This window comes from Streptomyces sp. NPDC058663, from assembly GCF_042716745.1.
Taxonomy (GTDB): Bacteria; Actinomycetota; Actinomycetes; order Streptomycetales; family Streptomycetaceae; genus Streptomyces.
This window is the reverse complement of sequence record NZ_JBHXRV010000033.1, coordinates 59,494-82,779: the sequence shown is the minus strand read 5'-3', so window position 1 is coordinate 82,779 and position 23,286 is coordinate 59,494. Positions and strand designations below refer to the sequence as shown.

Below are 23,286 nucleotides of genomic sequence, written 5' to 3'. Positions count from 1 at the left end.
CTACTTGACGTTGACACCCGCCCAGGCCGCCGCCACCGCCCCGGCCTCGGTGCCGTCCGCCCCGTACAGGTCGGCCGCCGCCTTCAGGGTCGCCTCGCGGGCGCCCTTGTAGTCGGTCGTCGAGGTCATGTAGGCCGACAGCGCCTTGTACCAGATCTTGTAGGCCTTCTGCTGGCCGATGCCGGTGACCTCGGACCCGTCGACGGTGGGCGAGTCGTACTTCACGCCGTTGATCTCCTTGGCGCCGCTGCCCTCGGCCAGCAGGTAGAAGAAGTGGTTGGCGATGCCGGACGAGTAGTGCACGTCGACGTCACCCGCCTTCGCGTCCCAGTAGTCCAGCGACTTGCCGTCCTTGCTGGGCTTGTCCATGTAGCGCAGCGGGGTGCCGTCGCCGTTGATGTCGATCTTCTCGCCGACCAGGTAGTCGCCGACGTCCTGGGTGTTCTTGGCGAAGAACTCGACGGCGGTGCCGAGGATGTCGGAGGTGGCCTCGTTGAGACCGCCGGACTCACCCGCGTACTCCAGGTTCGCGGTGGCGGCCGTGAGGCCGTGGGTCATCTCGTGGCCCGCCACGTCGATGGCGGTCAGCGGGTGGGTGTTGCCGACGCCGTCGCCGTACGTCATGCAGAAGCAGCTGTCGTCCCAGAAGGCGTTGACGTACGCCTTGCCGTAGTGGACGCGGGAGTACGCGGCCTTGCCGTCGCCGGCGATTCCGTTGCGCCCCAGCTCGGACTTGTAGAAGTCCCAGGTGGTGGCCGCGCCGTAGGCGGCGTCGACGGCGGCGGTCTGGGCGTCGTCCGCCTTGCCGTTGCCCCACTTGTCGTCGGCGTCCGTGAACAGGGTGCCGGTGCCGCTCTGGCCGCCCTTGAGGTCGTACGTCTTGTGGCCGCCGCGCTCCCCGTCGGTCAGCTCGAAGCCTGCGCCGCTCCTGGTGGAGGTCAGCGGGACCTCGCCGCTGTACATGCTGGCCCCGCTGCCGGCCTTCAGCCGGACGCCGGCGCCGCCCTTGGCAGGAGCCTGCGGGGCCTTGCCGGCCTTGATGCCGTCGTCGATCTCGTCGTACGCGTAGAGCTGCTTGCCGGTGGTGGCGTCGGTGACGGTGTGCACGCGGCTGGGTGTGCCGTCCTTCTTGTGGCCGGACTTCACGGTCTCGAAGGCGAGCGTGGGCGTCCCGCTGACGGCGAAGACCACCTTGCGGGCGCCGGCGGCGGCCTTGAGCTTCGGCGTGGTGGTCGCCACGGCTATCTTCGCGTCGGTGGCCTTGTCGACGCCCTTGAGCGTGCCGTCCTTGGCGGTGTGGGTGACGAGGTCGCCGCCGAGGACGGGCAGACCGGCGTACGTACGCTCGTAACGGGTGTGGACGGTGCCGTCGGGGTCCTTGATGACGTCCCGCGCAATGAGCTTCTCGGCACTGCCGAGCCCAAGGCCTCTGGCGGTCGAAGCGGCCGCGACCTGCGCCGACTTGATGCTGTCGGCCCGTACGGCGGCGGCTGCGGCGGAGCCGTCGGGTGCCTGCGCCTGCTCGGGTGCGGCGGTGGCGGTACCGGTACCGGCCTGCACCCCGACGACGACCATGGCGGCGGCAGCGGCGAGGGCGGCGGCACGCCGGGCGGTGCGGGCAGAGCTCTTCCGTGAAACGTGGGGGGTCATGCGCTCTCCATCACTCGTTCCGTGGGGGGTAAGAGGTTGAGCGATGTGAGAGTGACACCGAATGATCAGAGTTGACGCAGTACCAACAATTGCCTCACAAGTTTTTGACCATCCCTTGTCCGTTGATCGTCCGCTGAGGGTCCAGTTGTGGCGGAGTTCGGTCGGTATCCGGACGGATGGTGTGCGGTGCAGGGGAGTTGTGAGGGTGGACGCGCGGCGCGCGGCCTGAGGTGTGCGTACGCGGAAGCGTCGTCGAGCCGCTCCCGCTCACACTCCGTACGTGTCGTGCGGGACGCCGCGCGCCCAGACGGCCGCGAAGGCGGTGGCGCAGAGTTCGGCGACGGCCGGGTCGTCCGTGTCCTCACGAGCTGCCCAGTACGGCGATGCCGGATCGGTGTCGCGCTCGCCGGTGCGCTGCCAGTGGGCGAAGTTGTCGGCCTCGTCCGCGACGCCGTACACGTCACGCATTTCGAGGTGGTACGCCGACTGCCGTGCGGAGTCGAGGAGTTTCTCGAAACTGGGAGGAGCATTGTTCTGCGACATCACACATCTCCCTCGTCCTGCCGGTGCACGGCCGGTCCCTGCACCGGTACGAGCTGGTGGGGTTCGTCCAGCCACACCCGCTCGCCCTTGTCGTCCACTGTCAGCCCGAACCGTTCGAAGCCGGGCTTGCCCGCACCGGCCCACCACCGCATGGCCGTCTCCAGCTCGTTCCACAGTCGGCGTGGCCCCGACTGGACGACCCGGTACGACTCCCGCCGCTTCGCGTAGTCGACCGTCGCCCATGCGGTGGTCCCGGTGTCCATGAGCCACAGCCGGTACGCGTCCCCCTCGCCCGCCTCGACGCGGCAGAACAGGTCCGGGACCTGCACGCCGATGGCGAACATGTGCACCCAGTCGCCGACGTCGTCCGGTGACAGCGTGGTTTCGGATTCCTCCCCTGCCCCCGGCCACTTGTCACCGCCCAGGAAGGCCTGCGTGGGCGGCAGTTGCTTGCGCTGTGCGCTCATCCGCATGAACGCCGACGATCCGACGAAAGGCCCTTCCGCCGAGCCGTCCTCCCGTACGGTCAGCCGGGCCACCGCCTCCCCGCCGTACGTGGGCCCCCACGGTGTCACGATGACGCCGCCCGGACGCGTCTGCGCGCGCCAGGCTGCGGGTACGCGGCCCACCGAGCACGTGGCGATCACGCGGTCGTACGGCGCCCGGCCCGCACAGCCTTCGCCTCCGTCGGCGACCCTTACATCCGGGTGCAGGCCTGCGAGGGCGAGCCGGTTGCGGGCGTCCCGCGCGGTGTCCGGGTGCAGTTCGACGGAGACGACGTTCCGGCCGCCCGCCTGGTGGGCGAGCAGCCCGGCGTTCCAGCCCGTGCCGGTGCCGATCTCCAGCACGCGGCAGCCGTGGCGGACGTCCAGGGCCTTCAGCATGGAGAACACCATGGTCGGCATGGAGCTGGAGCTCGTCGGCGTCCGGCCTCTCCCCGGCCCCGTGTACGCACCGTCGTCCCACTGGGTGGTGATCGGCGCGTCCCGGTAGACGGCCTCCCACCACTCCTCCGGCCGCTCGTCCAGGACGACGCGGGCGTCCTGGCGGTTCATGCCTGCCCGACCCGGCCAGATGATGTCCGGCACGAAGAGGTGCCGGGGTACGGCCTCGAAGGCCGAGAGCCAGTCGTCGGTGAGGGCGCCCGATGCCGTGAGCGCGGAGGCGAGCCGCCCGGGACCCGGCTCCCTGGGAGTGCGCCTGCTCACTTGCCGTCTGCCGGACGCTGCCCGTCGTTGGTGTTGCCACCCTCGTCGGAGCCACCTCCACCGTGCTTGTTGCCGCTGTTGCTGTCGTCCTGCTGACTGCCGCCCTGTCCGCTGCCGGTTCCGCTGCCGTGCTTGCTGCTCATGGGAGTACCTCCGTTGTCGTCCTGCCCGTACGACGCGCGGCCGGAGCCATGCTTCGGGCATCTGTGCCCTCTGCCCTGCTGGGCGGAGGGAGCTGTGGTCACCGCCGACGCGCGCAACGCGGGCACCGGCACGGCGGCCAGGTCGCGCCGTACAGCGGCGGCAGGTCGTCGCCGCTGCGGGCGGTGAGGGTGGGGCCCCAGGTCCGGCCGCCGTCGCGGGAGACCCGGAGGGTCATCAGCGCAGGTCCCCTCTTCTCCGTTCCACTCACAAGAGCCTCCCGCTCACCGGTCGGCAGCGGGGCGTGCCGTCACTGTCGTCCGGGTGCTCGGCGAGGGGCATGAGACGGTACGTGGCCGTGCAGGCGGGGCAGGCGTGGATGTGCCCGCCGCCCGCGCTCCCGGTGTGGATGATCCCGGCCGTGACGGGTTGCCGGGTTTCCTGCTTGCACCAGGCACATCGCTCACACGGTGACACGGCGGCCCGCTCGACCTCGTGCCGTCCGCACTCGATCAGGACGCGGACACTGGGTGCTGCCAGGTCGGCGTGGGAGCTGTCGAGGTCTTCCGCGGTAGCGGCAAGGCGGTCGGCGACGGCCGCGTGTGCCGGTTCGCCGAGGGTGTCCGCTCGACTCCCTCTGTTGTGCGTTCTCACGATCCACAACTCCCTGTGCTGACCGCGTGGTGACACGGATGAGTCACCGTCCGCACACAGAGAGTGGACCGGTGGACCGGTCCAGTCAAGAGGGATTCAGGAATCCGACCCCATCGGGTAGTGCTCCTCGTGCTGCCAGAGGTCGGCCGGTGTAACTCCCTCCTCACAGACGAGAGTCCGCCCCTTCACGTCACGTGCGACGTGGAGCACCACGGCGGCAGCAGCGGGTGTTCCGGTGCCCAGAAGCTCGGCTTCCTCAGGGGTGAGCAGCCGGACCGTGGTGACGTCGTCCCCGCGCGCCGGGGTACGGCCCGTGCGACGGGCAACGTAACGAGTGGTGCCCTCCGCGATCGGCCCTTCTTCCATCAGGCGAGGGGCGGGCTCCGCCACGTCGGACGGGAACCACGCGGTGACCAGCGTCAGCGCGCTCCCGTCCGGCAGCAGGACAAGTCGCTTGCGGCGCAGGGCGACTTCGGCCTCCGGGAGCCCGAGTGCCTCGGCGACCCGGGCGGGCGGTACCTGCCAGTCGGGCTTGCCCAGCCGTCGGAAGGGCAAGCCGCCCGTGATCCGCGAGGAGGACCGGCGGTTGCCCGCCGGGCGGGCGACGGGAGTCTCCGCGACGGTGAACCCCGAGCCTGCCCGGGCTACGACGAGTCCGTCGTTGCGCAGTACGTCCATGGCCTTGATGACAGTCGCGCGGGACACCGACCACTGGTCGGCCAAGTCCCGCCCGGACGGCAGGAGTGCTCCTGCTTCGAATTCTCCGTCCGCGATGCGTGCGCGCAGAGCCTCCGCGATCTGCTCGTACTTCAGGATTGCCATCCCCGCTCCCTCGCTCCTGACCCTGTTCTGCTCACTGGACTGGTTCACCGGTCAATTTATGGCCTAGCCCTCTCGCTACCGCCTTGCGGTACCCGGCACAATGCGCCCATGACGACTCCGGCAGTGGCTCCCGGCATCCTCGCCTTCTACGCCGAGGCCATCGACGAGAGCACCCGCCTGACGGGCTCCGCCGACGGCCGCCTGGAGCTGATCCGCACCCAGGAACTCCTGCGGCGGCACCTGCCCGATGCGCCCGCCTCCGTGCTCGACGTGGGGGGTGGCCCGGGGGTGCACGCCGCCTGGCTGGTCGGCGACGGGTACGCCGTCCACCTCGTCGACCCCGTCCAGCGACACATCGATCAGGCCCTGTCGCGCGGCTGCACTGCCGAGTTGGGTGACGCCCGGAGCCTGAGCGCCGGGGATTGCTCGTACGACGTCGTCCTCCTCATGGGCCCGCTCTACCACCTCCCCGATGCCCCCGACCGGCACCAAGCCCTCGCGGAAGCCTTTCGCGTCGTCCGCCCCGGCGGCCTCGTCGCCGTCGCCGGCATCAACCAGTACGCCTCCCTCTTCGAGCACACCGCCTTCGCCCACCTCGACCAGGAGCCGGTACGCGCGAACATCGAGAAGATCCTCGCCACTCACGTCCACGACGGGAAACGGGGCTTCACCGAGGCGTACTTCCACAGCCCTCAGCTTCTCGAAGAAGAGGTCCGTCAGGCCGGGTTCCGGAGCGTCACCGTGTACGGGGTCGAGGGCCCTGCCTGGTCCCTCCTCAAGGCCACCGAGCAGTACACGGGCGAGTCCGCCGCCGAATCCGCCCTCTTCGCGTCGGCGCTCACCGCCGCCCGCCTCGCCGAGCCGTACCCCGAACTCCTCGCAGCCTCTTCCCACTTGCTGGCCGCGGGGACGAAACCCCGCGCAGGCACTTGAGACCCGGGGGTCAGGATTCGAGGGTTCTTTACTAGGAATGGTGGGTCGGACTCATCCCCGCCCACCCACCCTTTCGCGGGCGCGTATGCGCGTGCGCGGTGTGTGCGTAGCGCGTGTGCGGTGCATCAACTGGGCCCGGTGATATGCCAGATGACTATTTGTGATCAGGTCGCGACCACGCGTTGCGGGCGTGTACCGTGCGTCACAACGAGTCGACCCCCATGCGGGGCCTAAGCCGCATGAGGGTCTGACCAGAGAGATCCGCAGCTTAAGGAGATCCCCGTGGCTGTTCAGCAGCTTAGCCGTACCCTGCACGCACCCGCCCACCCGATGGCCAAGCCCGGGTACGGGAAGAGGTCCGCGCCCGATCAACTCCCGCTCGACGGGGGTACGTTCGCTCATCTTCCCCGGCGTGAAGCGAGCATCGCCCGGTACATCGACCTCCTCCCCGACGGCTCCGACATCAGCATCAAGGTGCTGGCGAAGGAGATCGAGGCGTACGGGCAGATGGCGATCGGCAGTGCGCTCAGGTACCTGACCAGCACCGGGCACCTGCGCCGCTTCGTCGAGGAGGTGTGGACCGAGCGCGAGGGATACCGGCAGGTCACCCGCACCTGGTTCTCCCGTACCGCCAGGCCCGAGCAGTGGTGGCGGGCGTTGCTCTGCGGCGACGTACCCGAAAGCGGCAAGGAGAGGGACGTTCCGGTGGACGAGCCGGGGGAGGCGGAGCGGCGCGGGTATGAGGGGCTCGTCCGCGTCGCTCGCACCGAGCCCCGGCTGCCGTTGTCCGCCGCGTCCTGCGAGGCCCTCGCCCCGCTCGCCGGGGAGTGGTTCAAGCGGGGGATGAGCGAGTCGCAGTTCGTGTGGAACCTGACCTTCTGCCTGCCCCAGCCGGTGCGGCATCCCTTCGGGTTCGTCCAGCGGCGGCTGATCGATGAGATGCCGCCCGAACTCCCCGGCCCCGTGCAGGGATTGCTCACCATGGAGTGCGCCGGGTGCGGGGTGCCCGGGGTGGCCGACGCCCTGCCCGGCGGGCTGTGCGGGCCGTGCCGGAGCGCGCCGTACACGGCCCGGCCCGAGCGCGGGCTGCCCGCCGACCTCGTACGAGGCAAGGCGGAGCGCATCCGGCAGGACCTCAGGCAGCGGCCGGCCTCGCGCGCGGACGGCCGAGGGCCCCGGCCGCCGCGCCGCTGACGCGGGCGGGCGTGCCGGGGCCCTCAAGGGGCGGGGTGAGCGGCGGCCGGTCCGGCCGGTCCGCGCCCCTGCCGAGGCGTACGTCAGACGTTGACGCCGAAGTCCTGGGCGATGCCCGTCAGGCCCGAGGCGTAGCCCTGGCCGACCGCGCGGAACTTCCACTCCGCACCGTTGCGGTACAGCTCGCCGAAGACCATGGCGGTCTCGGTGGCGGCGTCCTCGCTCAGGTCGTAGCGGGCGATCTCGGTGCCGCCGGCCTGGTTGATGATGCGGATGAAGGCGTTGCGCACCTGGCCGAAGTTCTGCGAACGGGCCTCGGCGTCGTAGATCGAGACCGGGAAGACGATCTTGTCCACGTCGGCGGGCAGGCCGGCGAGGTTGATGTTGATCTGCTCGTCGTCGCCCTCGCCCTCACCGCTGCGGTTGTCGCCGGTGTGGACGATGGTCTGGTCCGGGGTCGCCTTGTTGTTGAAGAAGACGAAGTGGCCGTCGGAGTAGACCTTGCCTGCGGGGTTCACCGCGATGGCGGAGGCGTCGAGGTCGAACTCGGTGCCCGTCGTCGTGCGGACGTCCCAGCCGAGACCGACCGTTACGGCGGTCAGGCCCGGGGCCTCCTTGGTGAGCGAGACGTTGCCGCCCTTGCTGAGGCTGACTGCCATGGGATGTCCCTTTCCTCGTGGTGTGCGGGCTTCGGTACGCATGCCGAAGCTACCGTCATCCCCTCTAACGCGGACAGGGGCCCGCCGAGTTCCCCTTTCTTTACTTTCTTTGCCCGGATGTCATGGCCGTACCGAGCAGGCATCCGAGCCGGAGTGCGCACGCGGGCGGGAGGCGGGCGGGAAAAGGGTGTGACGGGGCGGGGCAGGAGCGGGGACTATGGACACATGTCCGGGCCCTACATCATCCGCGGCTCCGTCTCCCTTCCCGAGGCGGAGCTCCAGTGGCGTTTCTCCAGGTCGTCGGGGCCGGGTGGGCAGCACGTCAACACCACGGACTCCCAGGTGGAACTGCGCTTCGACCTCGCGAGGACGGAAGCGCTGCCGGAGGTGTGGAAGGCGCGGGCGCTGGAGCGGCTGGCCGGCCGGCTGGTCGACGGCGTGGTGTCCGTACGGGCCTCCGAGCACCGCTCGCAGTGGCGCAACCGGGAAACCGCGGCGGTCCGCCTCGCCTCGCTCCTCGCGGAGGCCAGCGCGCCGCCCCCCAAGCCCCGCCGTGCCACGAAGATCCCGCGCGGCATCAATGAGCGCCGCCTGCGCGAGAAGAAGCAGCGCAGCCAGACCAAGGGCGGCCGGTCGGGGCGGGGCTGGGACTAGCCCCTCGACTGGGATCGGCCGCGCGATTGGGGCCAGCCCCGCGATTGGGGCCAGCTCCGCGACTGGGAGCGGCCGCGCGACCGGCCGGGTGGGATCGGCCGCGCGACCCGCCGGAAGGAGTGGGCGGCCCGGTGCCGCAGGTGACCACGCCCGTCCCGGGGTGGTCCCGGTCCGCTTCCTCAGGACAGTTGCCTGTACTTCCCCCTGAAGTACGCCAGCGGCCCCCCGTCCTCGCTCGGGAGGTCGACCGACAGGACCCGGCCGATCACCAGGGTGTGGTCGCCCGCCTCCACCCGCTGCTCCGTGCGGCATTCCACGACCGCCAGCGCGCCGCCGATCAGCGGGGCGCCGGACACCTCTCCGCGCTTCCACGCCAGGTCCTCGAAGAGCAGGCGGTCGCTCAGCCGGCCCTTCATCGCGAAGCGGCCCGCGATGTGGCGCTGGCTCTCCGACAGGAGGGAGACCGCCCACAGGGGCTGTTCGGCGAGCAGGTCGTCCATCCGGGAGCCGTTGCGGACCGAGACCATCACCAGGGGCGGGTCCAGCGACACCGACATGAACGCGGTGGCCGTCATGCCGACGTCCTCACCGCGCGGGCCGCCGTCCGCGTCGTGTGCCGTCACCAGCGTCACGCCCGCCGTGAAACGGGCCATCGCCGCGCGGAACTCGTCATTGCTCACCCCCACAGGATGGGGGATCTCCGCGCCGCGGGGCGAAGGGGCGGCGCCCTGAGGGGTGGTTTCCGGGGTGGCTTCTGTCGTCTGGAACACCTCATCAACGCTAGGCGCCACCATGGCCTCTTCACATCGGACATAGGGACCAGACAGGACCTAGGACCCCCGTTCCCGGCCCTCCGCCCGCCGTCCGTTTTCGGCCAGGCACCGGCTTTGAGCTGGCAGGGAGCGCTCCCACGTGGCACGAGTCAACTTCCCTGAAGAGCTTGTGACTTGAGTCACAGACGGGAGTAATTGTTGACCCTGTGTACCGGGAGAGCAGCGCGCTGTGATTCAGTGGCGGTGGCAATCGGACGATGAAGAAGCCTGGAGTTGCTGTCGTTGCTGTCGAGGTCTCGGGGAGCGGGTCATGGAGGCCGAGTCGGAGCCGTACGTCCGTCTTGCGACCCTGCGGCAACTGCACCGGGTGGTCGCTGATCTCAACACGGCACGCAGCCTGTCGGACACCGTGCAGGCCGTCGCCGACGGCATCGTCGCCGGTCTCGGGTACGAACTCGCCTGTGTGAACCTGGTGCGCCCGGACGGCGACCTGGTCGTCGCCGCCTTCGCCGGCAACACCGCCGCCGAGGCCCTGATCACCGGCCGGGTCGGCTCCCGCAACTCCTGGGAACGCCGCCTCTCCATGGGCGAGCGCTGGGGCAGCCTCCACTTCATCCCGCACACCGAGGGCTGGGTGCTGATGGAGGACGACGTACCCCAGTGGCACACCGAGGGCCCCGAGCCGCGCTTCGCCGACGAGTGGCACCCCAGGGACCGGCTGTACGCGCCGATGTACGCGTCCGGCGGTGACGGGGAGCTCATCGGGGTCATCTCCGTCGACCGGCCGCGCGGCGGGCGCCACCCCGGCGCGTGGGGGCAGGAGGCGCTCACCATGTACGCCTCCCAGGCCGCCATCGCGATCATCAACGCCCGGCTGCGGTCGAACATGCAGCGCGCCCTGGTCCGCCTGGAACGCGAGCAGCAGGCCCTGCGCGCCAGCGAGGAGTCCTTCCGGCAGGCCTTCGAGTACGCGCCGAGCGGCATGGCCATCGCGGAGATGGGCGGCGACCAGCACGGACGGCTGCTGCGCACCAACGACGCGCTGTGCCGGCTGCTGGGGCGGCCCGCCTCCGCGATGCGCCGGTACTCGTTCGCGGACCTGGTCCACCACGAGGACGTCGGGACCCTGCTGCGCACGTCGGCCGAGGGCGGGCGTGCCGAGCTGCGGCTGCAGCGCCGCGACGGCACCTTCGTGTGGGTCTCGCTGCGGAACTCGGTGGTGGCCGACACCGCGGACGGGCCGCGCTTCCTGCTCACCCACGTCGAGGACATCGAGGAGCGCAAGCGGCACGAGCTGCACCTCGCGCACCGTGCGTCCCACGACTCGCTGACCGGGCTGCCCAACAGCGCGGAGCTGCGGGCCCGGCTCAGCGCCCGGCTGTGCCGCCGGCCGCACGCCGTGCGCGCCACGGCCATCGAGGCGCTCGACGCCGCGTACGACGGGGCGTACGACGACGGCGTGACGTACGACGAGGGCTTCTACGGCGACGCCGCCCCCTCCTTCGACCGGGGCGGCCCCATGGGCGAGGGCGATCCCGGCTTCTACGACCACCACGTGCACACGGTCGCGCCGCCCGAGGGGGCCACCGGGGCGGACGGGCACCCGGACGACGGGACCAAGGGGCTCGCGGTCCTCTTCTGCGACCTCGACGGTTTCAAGTCCATCAACGACCGCTTCGGCCACGGCGCGGGTGACGCGGTGCTGATCGAGGTCGCCCGCAGGCTGACCACGTGCGTCCGGGACGGGGACACGGTCGCCCGGCTCGGCGGCGACGAGTTCGTGGTGCTGGCCGACGGCCTGGGCAGCGCGGATGCCGCCGACCTCGCGGTCCGGCTCCGTAACGCGATCATTCCGCCGATCCGGGTGGACGGACGGGCGGTCCGGGTGGGGGCCAGTTTCGGCATCGGCTGGGCCGAGTGCGGGATGTCGGTCGACGAGGTACTGCAATCCGCCGACCAGCGCATGTACATCGAGAAGCGGTCCCGCTCGAAGCCGCACCGACGGGCCGGATAGGCCTGCCGGAGCCGTCCCCGCCCCGTCCGTGCCGGGTGTCCCGGACGCAGGGGGATGCGTGCTGTGGTCAACGTCCCAGAGTGCGTTCGCCCATAGAAGGTAGGCTCGCCCGGTCGGCGACGCTGGCGAACATGGTGAGGAGTGACGCTGGGATGACGACCGGGAACAACGGCACGAACACGCCTGAGGACGACGATCCGTTCGGTTACCTCTACGAGGACGGACGTGCGGCGGGCGCTCAGCCGCCGAGCTCGGGCGGCGGTTACGGCTACCCGGGTCCGAACTCGCAGCGCGGGGTCCCCAGAACGTCGTACAACCAGGTGCGGGCGGTCGGCGAGCGCCAGTACGGACAGCAGCAGTACGGGCAGCAGCAGGGCCGGCACCAGCAGGTGCAGACCACGCAGCCGTTCCCGCAGCAGCAGGGTTACGCCGGTGAGCCGGGGCGGCCCAACGCCCACTACGCGGCGCCCGAGACCGTGCCCGGCGCAGTGCCGCCGCGGCAGGCCCCGCCGCACGCCGGTGACCACGGGCACGGCGGCCGCAGCCGCGGGCCGAACACGCGTGGCCTGCTGATCGGCGCGATCGCGGTGGCCGCGGCCGTGGTGCTCGGCATCGGCGCGGCGCTGTTCTTCGGGGAAGGCGACGAGAAGGGCACCCAGGCGGGCGGCCAGAACGCCGGGGCGACCGGCGGCCAGGCCCAGACACAGGCGCCCTCCCCGTCGGCCGAGCCCACCAAGGACGCCGAGCCTCCGGCCGCCCTGCCGAAGGCGCAGGCGGGAGAGCTGCAGCTGTCGCCGGGGCTGCACACGGACACGACGATCAAGGGGGCGAAGTCCCCCACGGGCGCGTACGTCCCGCTGAGCGCTCCGGGCTCCTCGGCGACCTGGAAGGTCGAGGTGCCGGCGGCGGGCGAGTACACGCTCTCCGTCGACTACGGCATTCCCGGCAAGGACGCGCAAGCCGATCTCACGGTCAACGGGAAGAAGCACGGCACCGGCGTGACCATGAAGAACTACGGCAAGTCCCCGGAGGGCGACTGGGAGCGCGGTTGGCAGAACACCTACTCCTTCGTGAACCTCCAGAAGGGCGAGAACACCTTCGTCATCTCGTGCCCGACGGGCTGTGCGGCCAACTTGGACCAGGTGGAGCTGATCGCGGGCCGCAAGAGTTAGCCCACGGCGGCCGTTCTGTACGCGGTGCCCCGACGGAAGAGGTTTCCGGCGGGGCACTCGTGCGTATGGCGGTGGTCGCGCGGCGGGTGCTCAGTCGACGGTCCTCAGCCGATGGTCCGCAGGAAGTGCGTGACCGTCGCCGCCATCGCCTCGCGGCCCGGGACGAGGTACTTGCGGGGGTCGACCGCGGTGGGGTGGGCGTCCAGGTATGCGCGGACCGCTCCGGTGAAGGCCGTGTTGAGGGCCGTACCGACGTTGATCTTGACCATGCCGGAGGTGACGGCGCGGCGGATCTCGTCGTCCGGGACGCCCGAGGAGCCGTGCAGCACCAGCGGGACCGGGACGGCGTCGCGCAGTGCGCCGATCAGGTTGTGGTCGAGGGCGGCGGTGCGCTCCGTCATGGCGTGGGACGAGCCGACCGCGACGGCGAGGGCGTCGACCCCGGTGGCGGCGACGTAAGCGGCGGCCTCCTGGGGGTCGGTCCTTACACCCGGGGTGTGGGCGTCGAGCGGGGCCTCGCCGTCCTTGCCGCCGACCTTGCCGAGTTCGGCCTCGATCCAGATGCCGCGTGCGTGGCCCCAGCGGACGGCTTCGGCGGTGGCCTCGACGTTGTCCTCGTAGGAGAGCTTCGAGGCGTCGAACATCGCCGAGCTGAAGCCCGCCTCGTGCGCGGCGTGCAGGAGGTCGACCGAGACGACGTGGTCGAGGTGCAGGGAGAGGGGCGCGGAGGAGGCGCGGGCGACGGCGGCGGCCGCCGCGGCGAGGGCGAGGACGTTGCCCCCGTGGAACTTGACCGCGTTCTCGGAGATCTGGAGGACCGCGGGGGAGTCGCCCGCCTGCTCGGCGCCGAGCGCGATGGCCTCGGCGTGCTCCAGGGTGATGACGTTGAAGGCGGCCAGGGCGCGGGACGCGGTGGCGGCGGCGGTGACGAGGTCGCCGGTGGTGACCAGGGGCATGGGGTGTGCTCGCCAATCCTTGGGTGGGGTGAAGGGGGCCGTACGCGTACGCGGCGGGGGCTGCGCTCAGTCGCGTCCGGCGGCGGTGGGGACTTCGGTGACCTCGACCTGGGGAAGCAGGGACGCGTACGTCGCCGCGTCGAACTCGCCCGCGGCCGGGGCCGCGACCGTGGCCGCCGACAGGGCCACCGCCCTGGCCAGCCGGTCCGGCCAGGAGAGGCCCTCCACCAGGCCCGACAGGAGGGCCGCCACCGCCGAGTCGCCGGCCCCCGTGGGGTTGCCCTTGAGGCGGGCCGGGGGATGGGCCTGCCAGGTGCCGGACTCCGCGGAAGCGAGAATTCCGTCCGGCCCGAGGGAGGCGACCACCGCGTGCGCACCCCGGCGGCGGGCGTCCGTGGCCGCGGTGAACGGTTCGCGGGAGCCGGTGAGCTGGGCCAGCTCGTCGAGGTTCGGCTTGATCAGATCGGGGCGGGCGGCGATGCCCCGGCGCAGCGGTTCGCCGCTGGTGTCCAGGAGGACCGGAACCCCGGCCGCCCGGGCCCGGCGGATCAGATCCGCGTACGCGCCCACGTGAATGCCGGGCGGCAGACTGCCGCAGAGCGCCACCGCCCGTGCGCCGTCCAGGAGTTGGCCGTACGTGGTGAGGAACGCGTCCCACTCGGGGGCAGTGACGACCGGTCCCGGCTCGTTGAGCTGGGTGGTGTCACCGGTGGACTCGTCGACGACGGCGAGGGTGCGGCGGGTGTTGCCGGAGATGGGGACGAGGGCGTCGAGGGGGGTGGGGGTGCGGGTGGGGCTGGGGGCCTCAGCAGACCTACCCGCCTCAGCAGACCCATCCGCCCCAGCAGACCCATCCGCGTGGCCAGCAGACCTACCCGCCTCACCAGACCCACTCGCCTCAGCGGCCTCGGCCGCCTCCGCCGACAGCAGGTTGCGCAGGACCTCGCCGGTCGGGCCGCCCGCGAAGCCCGTGATGACGGCCTCGTGGCCCAGGGCCGCGAGCACCCGGGCCACATTCAGACCCTTGCCGCCGGGGCGCTCCGTCACGGCGGTGACCCGGTGGGACGTGTGGGGCACCAGTCGTGGGACGTGGTGGGTGAGGTCGAGCGCGGTGTTCAGCGTGACCGTCAGGATCATGGACACGATCCGCGTGCACCCCCCGGGGGCTCTCTCGAAAGCGCTCTCGCTCGCTGTTTCCTGCCAAAGGGATCATGCCAAAAAGAAGGTGGCCGGCCCAGGGGGACGGGCCGACCACTTCGTATCGACGGGGGACGGCGGAAACCGGACGGGAATCAGCCCAGCCGGGGCTCGACCACCCAGTCGCCCTTGCGCATCACGCCCACGACCGCGAACTCCGCGTCGAGCACGACGAGGTCCGCGTCCTTGCCGGGCTCCAGGGAGCCGACCCTGTCGTCGATGCCCAGCAGACGGGCCGGGTTCGCCGACAGGGACCGTACGGCGTCCTCGACCGGCAGCCGGTCGATGGTGACCGAGCGGCGGAACGCGGTGTCCAGCGTGAGGGTCGAGCCCGCGATCGAACCGCCCTCGACCAGGCGGGCGACACCGTCCTTCACTTCGACGGCGAGCGGACCGAGGTCGTACTGGCCGTCGCCGAAGCCCGCCGCGTCCATCGCGTCCGTGATCAGCGCGACGCGCGCCGCACCCGCGTGGTGGTAGGCGAGCTGGAAGGCCCCCGGATGCAGGTGCGTGCCGTCGTTGATCAGCTCGACGGTGACCCGCTCGTCCTCCAGGAGCGCGACGATCGGGCCGGGGGCGCGGTGGCCGATGGCCGGCATCGCGTTGTAGAGGTGGGTGGCGACGGTGGCGCCCGCGTCGATGGCCTCGACCGTCTGCTCGTACGTGGCGTCGGTGTGGCCGATCGCGGCGATCACGCCGTGCTCGGCGAGCAGCCGTACGGAGTCCAGACCGCCGGGCATCTCGGTGGCCAGCGTGAACATCTTCGCCGTGCCGTGTGCCGCGTCCATCAGTTTGCGCACGTCCGCCGGGTCGGGGTCGCGCAGCAGCGACTCGCTGTGCGCGCCCTTGCGGCACGGTGAGATGAACGGGCCCTCGAAGTGGATGCCGGCCAGATCACCCTGCTGGACCAGTTCGGCGAGCAGCGAGGCCCTGGCGGCCAGGAAGTCCATCTCACCGGTGACGGTGGAGGCGACCATCGTGGTCGTGCCGTGCTCACGGTGCGTGCGGACGCCCTGGAGCACTTCCTCCGGCGTACCGGAGGTGAAGGACGCGCCGCCACCGCCGTGCACGTGCATGTCGACGAAGCCGGGGACGATCCAGTGGCCCGACAGGTCGAGCGCGGGGGCCTCGGGGCCCGTGGTGTCGGGGAGCGCTCCCGCGATCCGCCTGCCGTCGACGATGACCCGGCCGCCGTCGACGGTGCCGGTGGGGAGCACCACCTTGGCGCCGGACAGGACCTGGACCTTGCTGCTGGCCATCAGTCGGATACCTCCGTGGTGTCCATGACGTCGTCGTGCGGGGCTGGGTGGAGTGCACGCGGGGTGCTGCCGGTGGCGTGGTACGGGGTGCCGGGCGTGCTGGGGTCGTGCGGGGTGGCACGCGTGCTGTCGTCGTGCGGGGTCGTGCGTGTGCCGTCGTCGTGCGGGGTGGCACGTGTGCTGTCGTTGTACGTGGCGAGCAGGTCCCAGGCCAGCAGGCCCGCGCCCAGGCAGCCCGCCGTGTCGCCGAGCGCGGCCGGCACGATCGACGGCAGCTTCTGGAACGTGACGCGGCTCTCGACCGCGGCACGCAGCGGTACGAACAAGGTTTCACCGGCTTCGGCCAGACCGCCACCGACGATGATCGTCCGGGGGTCGAGCAGGGTGAGCGCGGTGACCAGACCGTCGGCGAGGGCGTCGAGGGCGGCCTGCCAGACCGCGGCGGCCCGCTCGTCGCCGCTTTCGACGGCCTTGGCGCAGTCGGCGGCGTCCGCCTCCGGGTCGCCGGAGGCGGATGCCCAGGCGGCGGACACGGCGGAGGCCGAGGCGTAGCGCTCCAGGCAGCCGCGCTGGCCGCAGCCGCACTCGACACCGCCGGGACGCACCACGATGTGGCCGATCTCGCCCGCGCCCGCGTGCGCGCCGGCCTCGATGGCGCCCTCGATCCCGATGGCTCCGGCGATGCCGGTGCCCAGGGGTACGAAGAGGAAGCGGTCGGCGCCCCGGCCCGCGCCGATCCGGCCCTCGGCGAGGCCGCCGGTGCGGACGTCGTGGCCGAGGGCGACGGGCACCGGGGGGCGGCCGGGGCCGCTGAGGCGCTCGCCGAGGAGGGTGCGCAGGGGTACGTCGCGCCAGCCGAGGTTGGCGGCGTAGCGGGCGATGCCGTGCTCGGCGTCGACGATGCCGGGGACGGCGACGCCGACCGCCGACGCGCTCTCGCCGAAGTGCTGCTCGCCGTGCGCGCGGAGGTCCTCGGCGAACGCGAGGATCGACTCGACGACCGCTTCGGCGCCGCGCTCCCGGCCGGTGGGGCGGCGGGCCTCGTGCAGGAGGGTGCCGTCGGCCCCGACCAGGGCGGCCTTCATTCCGGTGCCGCCCACATCGAGGGCGATGACGTGTTTCACGGGGTCAGTGTCGCGCGCCGACCCGCAAAGGTCTAGTCCACTTCGGGGGCTTTGGGGGTGGGGGGTCGTGTGCCTGTGCGGCTTCGCCGCGCGAGGTGCGCCCCTTCACGGGCGCGGGGGTGTGTCACTGTGCGGCTCCGCCGCGTGGGCGTGGCCAGCCACTCCGTGCCCCGTCAGGGGCGCGGGGAACTGCGCGGCCGGCCACGGGCGAGCCGCACAACGCCTCCGGCGGTGGCCGGGCTCGCCACCCGGGGTCCGGAGCGGAGCCCCGCGCGCGGCGGAGCCGCAAAGTGTCACAGTCGGGGAGGGGCGGGGTGGGGTGAGGCCCCGCGCAGCGGACCACTCCGGAACGGAGCGGAACCCTCACGGCGGAGCCGGGGCGGGACGGGGCCCAGGTGCACGGCTCCGCCGGGGGCCGCCCCCTTGCCCGCCCTCCCCCAAGCTCTCGGCTTCGCTCGAGCAGGGGGACCCCCGCGCCCCCGGGGGGCGGCCCCGCCGCCCAAGGGGGCGGGGGTAGAGGGGTGCGGGCGGCCCCGCCGCCCAAGGCGACGGGGGCAGGGGTTGGGCGGCTCCGCCGCACAAGGGGGCGGGGTGATCGGGGCGGCCCCGGCGCACCAGGAGGCGGCCCCGGTGCCCGGAGGAGCGGGGGGGGTCAGGCGAGGATCACGCTGCGGGAGAGGTTGCGGGGGTGGTCCGGGTCGTACCCCTTGGACTCGGCCAGGACCACCGCGAGCCGCTGCGCCCGGATCAGATCCGCCATCGGGTCCGCCGTCGCGTGTGCGACCACCGTCCCGCCGACGCCGGCGACGTCCCCCGCCAGCCCCTCCGGCAGCGTGCCGAACATCCACGCCACCCGGTTCGGCCCGGTGATCGAGATCGGCCCGTGGCGGTACTCCATCGCCGGGTAGGACTCCGTCCACGCGCCCGCCGCCTCGCGCATCTTCAGCCCGGCCTCCTGGGCCAGTCCGTACGTCCAGCCGCGCCCCAGGAACGTCCACTGCTCGGCGGAGACGACCTCCTCGGCGAGGGGCTCGCTGATCGCGAGCTCCGCGTCGACGGCCGCCGCCTCGACCGTCTTCACGCCGTCCGCCAGCGCCCCCGTACGCTCAAGGCCCGCCCGCAGGAAGGCCAGCGCGGTCGTCGCGAAGCGGGTCTGGACCACCGACTCCTCGTCCGCCCAGTCCAGTACCGCCACGACGTCCGCCGCGTCCATGACGGGCGTCTTCGGGTCGCCGGTGAGGGCGAGCGTCGGCACCTTCCCGCGCACCTCTCCCAGCAGCGCCAGCACCTCGCTCGTGGTGCCGGAGCGAGTGATTGCCACCACACGGTCGTAGCCGCGGCCGACCGGGAACTCGGACGAGGCGAAGGCGTCCGTCTCGCCCTGGCCCGAGGCCTCGCGCAGCGCCGCGTACGCCATCGCCATGAACCACGAGGTGCCGCAACCGGTGACCGCAACGCGCTCACCAGGCACGGGAAGCCCCTTGAAGCCCGCCGCGTACTCGGCGGCACGCCGCCAACAGGAGGGCTGGGTGGCAATCTCAACTGCGGTGCGGGACATGCGCGACGACTCCTCGGTGCGTAAATCGGGCGTGTTGCGGCGGTGCGGACCTCGACGGCCCCGGTCCCGCCCTGCTTAGCAGCCCGTACGCGATTTGCGGAAGGTGTTGCGTAAGAGATACCCAAGTGGTGTAGACCTCGCGCTCGCGCATGGGGGAAAATCGCAACTCATACGGACAAGTGCGTAGGTGGGACAGCAGGAGCCTCACAAGGGCCCTCGTGCCCCTCACGCAACATATGTATCAATCTGGGTAAAAAGGGTGGAACGGGCTGTGCAGCGGCGCTACTTGGGTCTGACCGCGGCAATGGCCGCACTCGCTATGGCAACGACCGTCGCGGGCTGCGGCAGCCTCGGTGTCGGCGGCTCCGACGAGGTGACGCTCAAGTTCGTCGCGGCGGACTACAACATCGACGGCGGCGACGGCACCAAGAAGTACTGGAGCAACCTCGCCCGCGCCTTCGAGGCGAAGAACCCCGGGGTGAAGGTCGACGTCCGGATCTACTCCTGGGACGACGTGGACCGCGAGGTCTCCGAGATGGTCGAGGCCGGCCAGGCCCCCGACATCGCCCAGATCGGCGCCTACTCCGACTACGCCGCGGCCGGCAAGCTCTACACCGTCGACCAACTGGTCTCCATCCCCACCCAGGCCAACCTCCTGGACCCGCTGGCCAAGGCCGGCCAGGTGGACATGACGCAGTACGGGATGCCGTTCGTCGGCAGTACCCGGCTGATGTTCTACAACAAGGACCTCTTCGAGAAGGCCGGCATCCCCCGGGCCCCGAAGACCTGGGCGGACATCGCCGCGGACGCCAAGGCGCTCAAGGCGGAGGGCGTGAAGTACCCGTTCGCGCTGCCGCTCGGCCCGGAGGAGGCGCAGGCCGAGACGATGAACTGGATGCTGGCCGCCGGCTCCGGCTACACCGACGACATCGGCGCGTACTCGATCAACTCCGCCGACAACATCACCGCGTTCACCTTCCTCAAGGACGAGCTGGTCACCCCCGGCCTGACCGGCCCGGTCGCCCCCGGCAAGCTCAACCGCAAGTCCGCCTTCGAGGCCTTCGCCAAGGGCGAGGTCGGCATGGTCAACGGCCACCCGTCGCTGATGAAGCAGGCGGAGAAGAACGGCGTCAAGTACGAGATGGTGCCGCTGCCCAGCCAGGACGGCACCCCCAAACCGGCGATGGGCGTCGCCGACTGGATGATGGGCTTCAAGCAGAACGGTCACCGCAAGGAGATCGGCAAGTTCCTCGACTTCGCGTACAACGACGAGAACGTGCTGGCCTTCGCCGACGAGTTCGACCTCCAGCCGGTCACCATCACCGCGACCGAGAAGATGGTCGCCGACGGCAAGCACCGGCAGACCCGCAAGTTCCTCGACGCGATGCCGACCTCGCAGCTGTACCCGGTGGGCAAGACCTCATGGGCGCAGGTCAGCGAGAACATCAAGAAGCAGATCGGCAAGGCGGTCGAGCCGGCGAACACGCCGGGCGGCGTGCTGGGCATCCTCCACCGCGAAGCCGTGGCGACGGACAGCGCGCAATAGGCTGACCCCCATGCCGCACGAGGACGAGGCCCCCACCCCCGAGCCCGGCCGGGATGCCGTACCCGTACCCGGGGCCCCGGATGCAGGACCCGAGGACCCGGATGCCGTACCCGAGGACCCGGACGCCGTATCCGGGGACCCGGATGCCGTATCGGAGTCCGGTCCGGATGCCGTGCCCGGGGCGGACGGGCCCCCCGGCGGCTCCGGCGGCGGGTCCGCCGCCCGTCCCGGGCTCTCCGCCCGGGAGCTGGCCGTGCTCGCCGTGGAGCGGCAGGGGTGGTCCGGCCCCGGGGCCAAGGAGCGGGCCGTCCGGGAGCAGCTCGGCATCTCGCCGACCCGCTACTACCAGCTCCTCAACGCCCTCCTGGACGACGTCCGCGCCGAGTCCCACGACCCGGTGACCGTCCACCGCCTGCGCCGCGTCCGCGCGGAACGCCGCAACCGCCACTGAGTGCCCGCGCCCGGGATCGCGGCAGTCCCGGTAGGGTCGACGGCATGGGGACCCTTTTCGAACCGTCCACCGAAAGCGGCCGCGAGGCCCTCGCCGCCTTCCGCACGGCGCCCCAACGCGCCCTGGTCGCCGTCGACTTCGACGGCACGCTGGCCGACATCGTGCCCGATCCCGAGCAGGCCCGTGCCCATCCCGGCGCCGTTCCGGCACTGGCGGCCCTCGCGCCGCGGGTCGCCTCCGTGGCGATCGTGACCGGCCGTCCTGCCGGGGTGGCCGTGCGGTACGGCGGGTTCGCCGGAGTCCGGGGGCTGGAGCACCTCGTCGTGCTCGGGCACTACGGGGCCGAGCGCTGGGACGCCGTCACCGGCACCGTCCACGCCCCCGCCCCGCACCCCGGCATCGCCGCCGCCCGCGCCGAGCTGCCCGGCGTGCTGGACGCGCACGGCGCGTGGCGCGGCACCTGGGTGGAGGAGAAGGGGCAGGCCGTTGCCGTCCACACCCGCCGCGCCAGCGACCCGCAGGCCGCCTTCGACGCCCTGTGCGCGCCGCTCGCGGAATTGGCCGCCCGGCACGGGCTGATCGTCGAGCCGGGCCGCATGGTGCTGGAGCTGAGGCCCCCCGGCGTCGACAAGGGGGTCGCCCTCGCCGACTACGCGCGCGAGATCGGTGCCACCTGTGTGGTGTACGCGGGTGACGACCTGGGCGACCTGCCCGCGTACGCCACCGTCGAGAAGCTCCGCTCGGACGGGCTCCCCGGACTGCTGGTGTGCAGCGGTACGGCCGTACCCGAACTGGCCGAGAAGGCGGACCTGTTGCTGGAGGGGCCGGGTGAAGTGGCCGCGTTCCTGGCCCAGTTGGCACAGGACGCGGGCGCGGGGGCGTAACCGGGGCGTTCGGCGGGACCCGCCGGGCCCCTCCCCGCAGAACCGATTTCCCACCGGAGCCGAAACCCCGTAGTGTCGTGTTTACCGACGCGGGGTGGAGCAGCTCGGTAGCTCGCTGGGCTCATAACCCAGAGGTCGCAGGTTCAAATCCTGTCCCCGCTACTGAAGACCAGGGGCCCGGAACTCGACAGAGTTCCGGGCCCCTGGCGTTTGCCCGGAGGCCGGAGCCGGGAGCCCGGAGCCCGAGCACCGGCCCGAGGCCCCCGGGGCGAGCACGGGCCCGGAGCCCCGGGGCCAAGCACCCGCCCGGAGCCCCGAGGCCAAGCACCGGCCCGGAGCCGAGCCCCGCGACCGCCCCCGTTACGCCCGCAGGGCCTCCAGCTGCTCCAGGAACCACTGCTGCGGGGGCAGCGCGGTCGCCGCCGCCGCGAGCCGCTTCGTGCGTTCCGCGCGTTCGGCCGGCTCCATCGTCAGAGCCTCGTGCAGGGCGTCGGCGGTGCCGGTCACGTCGTACGGGTTGACCGTGACCGCGTCCTCGCCCAGCTCCTCGTACGCCCCCGCCTCGCGGGACAGCACCAAGGCGCAACCGTCGTCGGAGACCACCGGGACCTCCTTGGCGACCAGGTTCATGCCGTCGCGGATCGGGTTGACGAGGGCGACGTCGGCGAGCCGGTAGGCGGCGAGGGAGCGGGCGAAGTCGTCCTTGACGTGGAGCACGACCGGCGTCCAGCCGTCCGTCCCGTACGTGGCGTTGACGCGGTCCGCGACCCGCTGGACCTCCGCCGTGTACTCCCGGTAGACCGCGAGGTCCTGCCGTGAGGGGTAGGCGAAGGCGACGTGCACCACCTTCTCCCGCCACTCGGGGCGGGACTCCAGCAGGTGCTCGTAGGCGAGCAGCCCGCGCACGATGTTCTTGGACAGCTCGGTGCGGTCCACCCGGACCACGGCCTTGCGGGGGCTGCCGTCGGGGCCGGTGCCGATCTGCTCACGCAGGGTGGCCATCCGCTCCTCGACGTCGTCCCGCCGCGAGCGCTCGCGCAGGAAGTCCGCGTCGGCGCCGAGCCCGTGCACTCCGATCCGCTTGCCGTCGAGCGCCTCCTCGCCGAGGATCTCCAGGGCGCAGGAGGTGAAGGCGTCGGCCCACCTGCGGGTCAGGAAGGCCGCCCGGTCCGCGCCGAGGATGCCGGTCAGGAGCTGGTGGGCGATGTCGTCGGGGAGCAGCCGGAAGTAGTCGGCCGGGGCCCACGGGGTGTGCGAGAAGTGACCGATGCGCAGGTCGGGGCGGAGCTCGCGGAGCATGCCGGGGACCAGGCAGAGGTGGTAGTCCTGCACGAGGACGGCGGCACCGGGGGCCGCCTCGTCCGCCAGGGCCTGGGCGAAGGCCTGGTTGTACGTCTCGTACGCGGCCCACTGGCGGCGGAACTCCGCGTCGAAGACGGGTTCCAGCGGGGTCTGGTAGAGCAGGTGGTGGACGAACCACAGCACCGAATTGGCGATGCCGTTGTACGCGGCCGCGTGGGTCTCGGCGTCGATGTCGAGCATCCGGACACCGGGCTCGGACACGCCGCGCCGCACCGCCTCCCGGTCTCCGTCACCGAGCGCCGAGCAGACCCACAAGGAGCCTTCGGAGCCGATGGCGCTGAGGCCGGAGACGAGACCGCCGCCGCCACGCCGGGCGTCGAGCGAGCCGGTTTCGCCGTCGAGCGTGTACGAGACCGGTCCGCGATTGGACGCAACAAGGATCTGGGCTGCCATGTGGCGAAACCTAGCCCGTCCGGGATTCCCTCAAACGTGGCGGCGCGCCGTCCGTGGGCGTGGCGCCGGTGATGTGCGCGACACAAGGGGCCCCGGGCCCGTGGGTGCGGCGCCGGTGACGCGGGCGACAGGAGGGGCC

The 23,286-nt window shown here is 71.9% G+C and carries 21 protein-coding genes, 1 tRNA gene and 1 pseudogene; 9 read left to right on the top strand and 14 right to left on the bottom strand.

The window, feature by feature from the left end:
• From ACFWVV_RS23805 to ACFWVV_RS23780, 6 genes are all read right to left on the bottom strand, one after another.
• Entirely contained in the window at positions 1-1,650 is a 1,650-nt protein-coding gene (locus ACFWVV_RS23805; RefSeq protein WP_384345657.1) for a M4 family metallopeptidase, read from the bottom strand.
• A gap of 267 nt (positions 1,651-1,917) precedes the next feature.
• The gene (locus tag ACFWVV_RS23800; RefSeq protein WP_384345654.1) at positions 1,918-2,193 is read right to left on the bottom strand and encodes a DUF6879 family protein; all 276 of its coding nucleotides are present in this window, start codon (positions 2,191-2,193) and stop codon (positions 1,918-1,920) included.
• Positions 2,193-3,401 (bottom strand): methyltransferase domain-containing protein, encoded by a 1,209-nt coding sequence (locus ACFWVV_RS23795; protein ID WP_384345651.1) that lies wholly within the window; start codon positions 3,399-3,401, stop codon positions 2,193-2,195. Before ACFWVV_RS23795 ends, ACFWVV_RS23800 begins: the two co-directional genes overlap by 1 nt.
• Positions 3,398-3,544 (bottom strand): hypothetical protein, encoded by a 147-nt coding sequence (locus ACFWVV_RS23790; RefSeq protein WP_384345649.1) that lies wholly within the window; start codon positions 3,542-3,544, stop codon positions 3,398-3,400. The genes ACFWVV_RS23795 and ACFWVV_RS23790 overlap by 4 nt, the downstream gene beginning before the upstream one ends.
• A gap of 265 nt (positions 3,545-3,809) precedes the next feature.
• Positions 3,810-4,196 carry a hypothetical protein gene (locus ACFWVV_RS23785; RefSeq protein WP_384345647.1) on the bottom strand — a complete coding sequence of 129 codons (387 nt, stop codon included), beginning with the start codon at positions 4,194-4,196 and terminating at the stop codon, positions 3,810-3,812.
• A gap of 96 nt (positions 4,197-4,292) precedes the next feature.
• Positions 4,293-5,018 (bottom strand): GntR family transcriptional regulator, encoded by a 726-nt coding sequence (locus ACFWVV_RS23780; RefSeq protein ID WP_384345644.1) that lies wholly within the window; start codon positions 5,016-5,018, stop codon positions 4,293-4,295.
• 108 nt (positions 5,019-5,126) lie between these two features.
• Between ACFWVV_RS23780 and ACFWVV_RS23775 the strand changes: the two genes are divergently transcribed.
• Together ACFWVV_RS23775 and ACFWVV_RS23770 are read left to right on the top strand one after the other, a co-directional pair.
• Complete coding sequence (locus ACFWVV_RS23775; protein ID WP_384345642.1) at positions 5,127-5,951, top strand: class I SAM-dependent methyltransferase; 825 nt, start codon at positions 5,127-5,129, stop codon at positions 5,949-5,951.
• A 282-nt stretch (positions 5,952-6,233) separates the two neighbouring features.
• A complete protein-coding gene (locus ACFWVV_RS23770; protein WP_384345639.1) occupies positions 6,234-7,145 on the top strand; it encodes a hypothetical protein in 912 nt (303 codons plus the stop codon).
• Positions 7,146-7,228: 83 nt separating this feature from the next.
• Here the strand turns inward: ACFWVV_RS23770 and ACFWVV_RS23765 are convergent, their stop codons facing one another.
• A complete protein-coding gene (locus ACFWVV_RS23765; protein WP_384345636.1) occupies positions 7,229-7,804 on the bottom strand; it encodes a TerD family protein in 576 nt (191 codons plus the stop codon).
• A gap of 225 nt (positions 7,805-8,029) precedes the next feature.
• Here ACFWVV_RS23765 and arfB point away from each other — a divergent pair, with 225 nt between their 5' ends.
• Positions 8,030-8,458, top strand: coding sequence for an alternative ribosome rescue aminoacyl-tRNA hydrolase ArfB (gene arfB / locus ACFWVV_RS23760; RefSeq protein WP_384345633.1), 429 nt, complete (start codon positions 8,030-8,032; stop codon positions 8,456-8,458).
• A gap of 179 nt (positions 8,459-8,637) precedes the next feature.
• Here the strand turns inward: arfB and ACFWVV_RS23755 are convergent, their stop codons facing one another.
• Positions 8,638-9,138, bottom strand: coding sequence for a flavin reductase family protein (locus tag ACFWVV_RS23755; protein ID WP_384345632.1), 501 nt, complete (start codon positions 9,136-9,138; stop codon positions 8,638-8,640).
• Between the two features lie 403 nt (positions 9,139-9,541).
• On the opposite strand from ACFWVV_RS23755, the gene cdgB reads away from it, so the two are divergent.
• The gene (gene cdgB, locus ACFWVV_RS23750) at positions 9,542-11,245 is read left to right on the top strand and encodes a diguanylate cyclase CdgB (protein WP_384345629.1); all 1,704 of its coding nucleotides are present in this window, start codon (positions 9,542-9,544) and stop codon (positions 11,243-11,245) included.
• A gap of 152 nt (positions 11,246-11,397) precedes the next feature.
• Positions 11,398-12,417, top strand: a complete 1,020-nt coding sequence (locus tag ACFWVV_RS23745) for a carbohydrate-binding protein (RefSeq protein ID WP_384345627.1) — start codon at positions 11,398-11,400, stop codon at positions 12,415-12,417.
• A gap of 104 nt (positions 12,418-12,521) precedes the next feature.
• Here ACFWVV_RS23745 and ACFWVV_RS23740 read toward each other — a convergent pair whose 3' ends face one another.
• The 5 genes and pseudogenes from ACFWVV_RS23740 to ACFWVV_RS23720 all read right to left on the bottom strand — a co-directional run bounded on the left by ACFWVV_RS23740 (position 12,522) and on the right by ACFWVV_RS23720 (position 18,511).
• Complete coding sequence (locus ACFWVV_RS23740; protein ID WP_384345624.1) at positions 12,522-13,373, bottom strand: ketose-bisphosphate aldolase; 852 nt, start codon at positions 13,371-13,373, stop codon at positions 12,522-12,524.
• A 66-nt stretch (positions 13,374-13,439) separates the two neighbouring features.
• Positions 13,440-14,510: a 1-phosphofructokinase family hexose kinase gene (locus ACFWVV_RS23735; protein WP_384345621.1), complete on the bottom strand. Its 1,071-nt coding sequence runs from the start codon at positions 14,508-14,510 to the stop codon at positions 13,440-13,442.
• 155 nt (positions 14,511-14,665) lie between these two features.
• Entirely contained in the window at positions 14,666-15,829 is a 1,164-nt protein-coding gene (nagA, locus tag ACFWVV_RS23730) for an N-acetylglucosamine-6-phosphate deacetylase (RefSeq protein ID WP_384345618.1), read from the bottom strand.
• Between the two features lie 191 nt (positions 15,830-16,020).
• Positions 16,021-16,953, bottom strand: a pseudogene (locus ACFWVV_RS23725) (ROK family protein); the annotation flags it as partial.
• A 652-nt stretch (positions 16,954-17,605) separates the two neighbouring features.
• Complete coding sequence (locus ACFWVV_RS23720; RefSeq protein ID WP_384345615.1) at positions 17,606-18,511, bottom strand: SIS domain-containing protein; 906 nt, start codon at positions 18,509-18,511, stop codon at positions 17,606-17,608.
• Positions 18,512-18,830: 319 nt separating this feature from the next.
• Between ACFWVV_RS23720 and ACFWVV_RS23715 the strand changes: the two genes are divergently transcribed.
• The 4 genes from ACFWVV_RS23715 to ACFWVV_RS23700 all read left to right on the top strand — a co-directional run bounded on the left by ACFWVV_RS23715 (position 18,831) and on the right by ACFWVV_RS23700 (position 21,554).
• Positions 18,831-20,057, top strand: coding sequence for an ABC transporter substrate-binding protein (locus tag ACFWVV_RS23715; protein ID WP_384422780.1), 1,227 nt, complete (start codon positions 18,831-18,833; stop codon positions 20,055-20,057).
• Between the two features lie 10 nt (positions 20,058-20,067).
• Positions 20,068-20,508 (top strand): DUF3263 domain-containing protein, encoded by a 441-nt coding sequence (locus tag ACFWVV_RS23710; RefSeq protein WP_384345610.1) that lies wholly within the window; start codon positions 20,068-20,070, stop codon positions 20,506-20,508.
• 44 nt (positions 20,509-20,552) lie between these two features.
• Positions 20,553-21,392 (top strand): trehalose-phosphatase, encoded by an 840-nt coding sequence (gene otsB / locus ACFWVV_RS23705; protein WP_384345607.1) that lies wholly within the window; start codon positions 20,553-20,555, stop codon positions 21,390-21,392.
• Between the two features lie 88 nt (positions 21,393-21,480).
• Positions 21,481-21,554, top strand: a tRNA-Met gene (locus ACFWVV_RS23700).
• Positions 21,555-21,752: 198 nt separating this feature from the next.
• On the opposite strand, the gene ACFWVV_RS23695 is transcribed toward ACFWVV_RS23700, so the two are convergent.
• Positions 21,753-23,147: a trehalose-6-phosphate synthase gene (locus ACFWVV_RS23695; RefSeq protein WP_384345604.1), complete on the bottom strand. Its 1,395-nt coding sequence runs from the start codon at positions 23,145-23,147 to the stop codon at positions 21,753-21,755.
• Between the last annotated feature and the right edge of the window lie 139 nt (positions 23,148-23,286).

Coding starts and splice junctions, on each gene's coding strand:
- ACFWVV_RS23805 (WP_384345657.1), bottom strand. CDS start 1,650: ATGACCCCCCACGTTTCACGGAAGAGCTCTGCCCGCACCGCCCGGCGT.
- ACFWVV_RS23800 (WP_384345654.1), bottom strand. CDS start 2,193: ATGTCGCAGAACAATGCTCCTCCCAGTTTCGAGAAACTCCTCGACTCC.
- ACFWVV_RS23790 (WP_384345649.1), bottom strand. CDS start 3,544: ATGAGCAGCAAGCACGGCAGCGGAACCGGCAGCGGACAGGGCGGCAGT.
- ACFWVV_RS23780 (WP_384345644.1), bottom strand. CDS start 5,018: ATGGCAATCCTGAAGTACGAGCAGATCGCGGAGGCTCTGCGCGCACGC.
- ACFWVV_RS23775 (WP_384345642.1), top strand. CDS start 5,127: ATGACGACTCCGGCAGTGGCTCCCGGCATCCTCGCCTTCTACGCCGAG.
- ACFWVV_RS23765 (WP_384345636.1), bottom strand. CDS start 7,804: ATGGCAGTCAGCCTCAGCAAGGGCGGCAACGTCTCGCTCACCAAGGAG.
- arfB (WP_384345633.1), top strand. CDS start 8,030: ATGTCCGGGCCCTACATCATCCGCGGCTCCGTCTCCCTTCCCGAGGCG.
- cdgB (WP_384345629.1), top strand. CDS start 9,542: ATGGAGGCCGAGTCGGAGCCGTACGTCCGTCTTGCGACCCTGCGGCAA.
- ACFWVV_RS23745 (WP_384345627.1), top strand. CDS start 11,398: ATGACGACCGGGAACAACGGCACGAACACGCCTGAGGACGACGATCCG.
- ACFWVV_RS23740 (WP_384345624.1), bottom strand. CDS start 13,373: ATGCCCCTGGTCACCACCGGCGACCTCGTCACCGCCGCCGCCACCGCG.
- ACFWVV_RS23735 (WP_384345621.1), bottom strand. CDS start 14,510: ATGATCCTGACGGTCACGCTGAACACCGCGCTCGACCTCACCCACCAC.
- nagA (WP_384345618.1), bottom strand. CDS start 15,829: ATGGCCAGCAGCAAGGTCCAGGTCCTGTCCGGCGCCAAGGTGGTGCTC.
- ACFWVV_RS23720 (WP_384345615.1), bottom strand. CDS start 18,511: ATGTCCCGCACCGCAGTTGAGATTGCCACCCAGCCCTCCTGTTGGCGG.
- ACFWVV_RS23715 (WP_384422780.1), top strand. CDS start 18,831: ATGGCAACGACCGTCGCGGGCTGCGGCAGCCTCGGTGTCGGCGGCTCC.
- ACFWVV_RS23710 (WP_384345610.1), top strand. CDS start 20,068: ATGCCGCACGAGGACGAGGCCCCCACCCCCGAGCCCGGCCGGGATGCC.
- otsB (WP_384345607.1), top strand. CDS start 20,553: ATGGGGACCCTTTTCGAACCGTCCACCGAAAGCGGCCGCGAGGCCCTC.
- ACFWVV_RS23695 (WP_384345604.1), bottom strand. CDS start 23,147: ATGGCAGCCCAGATCCTTGTTGCGTCCAATCGCGGACCGGTCTCGTAC.